Raw genomic sequence first — 1,469 nt, forward strand, 5'->3', positions numbered from 1 at the left:
GTCGACGCGCCCCGCACCGGCCTGAGGACGGCGACCCCGGCGGACGGCGGGCCCGCTCGGCGGGTCCGCCGCCGTGCGGGCCTCACCGGGGGCCGCACGGTGTGGGTCCGGGGCGTGTCGCTCAGGAGTCCAGGCCGATGGCGAAGGCCGCTTCCAGGTCGTGCGAGGAGTACGTGCGGAAGGCGATGTGGGTCTCGGTGGAGAGCACGCCGGGCACCTTGCTGATCCGGCCGGGGATCACCTCGGCGAGGTCGTCGTGCCGGGCCACCCGCACCATCGCCACCAGGTCGTGCGCGCCCGTCACCGAGTACACCTCGCTGACGCCCTCGAGAGCCGCGATCTGCTCGGCGATCTCGGGAATCCGGTCGGTGCTGGTCCTGATGAGCACGATCGAAGTGATCACGTCTGGGTCTCTCCCTCGGTCGCCTGAGCTGGCCCGCTCACTCTATCCGCACGCCCGGGGCGGCTCCGGGGTGCCGGAAGCCCGTCGGGCGCACCCGGTTCCGAGGAGGGGTGGCACTGCGGACGGACGAGGGTTCGTGGCTCCGGCCACCGGACCGGCCCGCGGCGACGCGCACCGGCAGGTGGCCGGATCGTGGGCGGCCCGGTGCCGGCCCGCGGCGGTCCGACACACGCGGGGGCCGCCAGGCCGTAGGGTTGCGGTGATGACGCGAGCCCGGTACTCCGCAGCTCCCGGGCCCCCGAGCGAAGAAGAGGACGACATATGCCGGTCCCTCCGCCCACCGAGGCGACGCGTTGGCGCTGCACCCTGTGCGGCAACCTGACCCGGTTCGACGTGACCCGTACCAGCCGGGTGGTGGAGTACGTGCACCTCGACCTGGCCGGAGAGCCCTCCGTGGAGGAGACCGAGGTGCTCAGCGAGGACGTCGAGTCGGTGCGCTGCCGCTGGTGCAACGCGGTGGACCAGGTCGAGCTCGTGGACCGGCCCGGCGCCCAGGTCTGACGGACGGGCGGGTGTGAGCGGTGCAGGAACGGACGGGCGGCGAACCGGACCCGACGGAGCCGGGAGGCGACAGGCGCGAGCACACCGAAGCGCTCGACCGCCCGCTGCCGGAGCGGGTGCGGCGCCGGGTGGTGGCGTACACCGGTGACGCCCTCGGCGGGCTGACCGTGGCGGAACTGCCCGCCCAGCTCCGTCAGTACGCCCGTTTCACGCCCGCCCGGCGGGCCAAGTACGGTGGCAACGCGATGGCCACCGCGCTGGCCTGGGACGCGGTGTTCCGTCAGCGCATCGCGACACGGCTGCGTGAGCTCGAACCGGAGCTCACGCAGGCCGTGGAGGGCGGCGTGCCCCCGGCCGCCGCCGACCCGGTGGACGTGGCCGCGGCGGCGTACGTGCTCCGCCCGGAGGGCTGGGTGAAGCTGGTCGCCGCCGCCGGTGAGGAGGCGCAGCGCGCAGAGGCGGAGCGCGCCGGCGAGGAGGCCAAGCGGGAAACGGCCCGGCTCCG

General features: G+C 74.7%; 2 protein-coding genes and 1 pseudogene. 2 read left to right on the plus strand and 1 reads right to left on the minus strand.

Translation table 11 applies throughout. The annotated features are described in order from the left end of the window. Positions 1-121: 121 nt before the first annotated feature. Positions 122-403: an Lrp/AsnC family transcriptional regulator gene (locus tag ACYVE9_RS26565; protein WP_461030443.1), complete on the minus strand. Its 282-nt coding sequence runs from the start codon at positions 401-403 to the stop codon at positions 122-124. 321 nt (positions 404-724) lie between these two features. Here ACYVE9_RS26565 and ACYVE9_RS26570 point away from each other — a divergent pair, with 321 nt between their 5' ends. Both ACYVE9_RS26570 and ACYVE9_RS26575 read left to right on the plus strand, forming a co-directional pair. After that, positions 725-964 (plus strand): hypothetical protein, encoded by a 240-nt coding sequence (locus ACYVE9_RS26570; RefSeq protein WP_461030444.1) that lies wholly within the window; start codon positions 725-727, stop codon positions 962-964. Between the two features lie 20 nt (positions 965-984). Then, positions 985-1,469: pseudogene (locus ACYVE9_RS26575) on the plus strand (NYN domain-containing protein); the annotation flags it as partial.

This window comes from Streptomyces sparsus, from assembly GCF_054776295.1.

Coding starts and splice junctions, on each gene's coding strand:
- ACYVE9_RS26570 (WP_461030444.1), top strand. CDS start 725: ATGCCGGTCCCTCCGCCCACCGAGGCGACGCGTTGGCGCTGCACCCTG.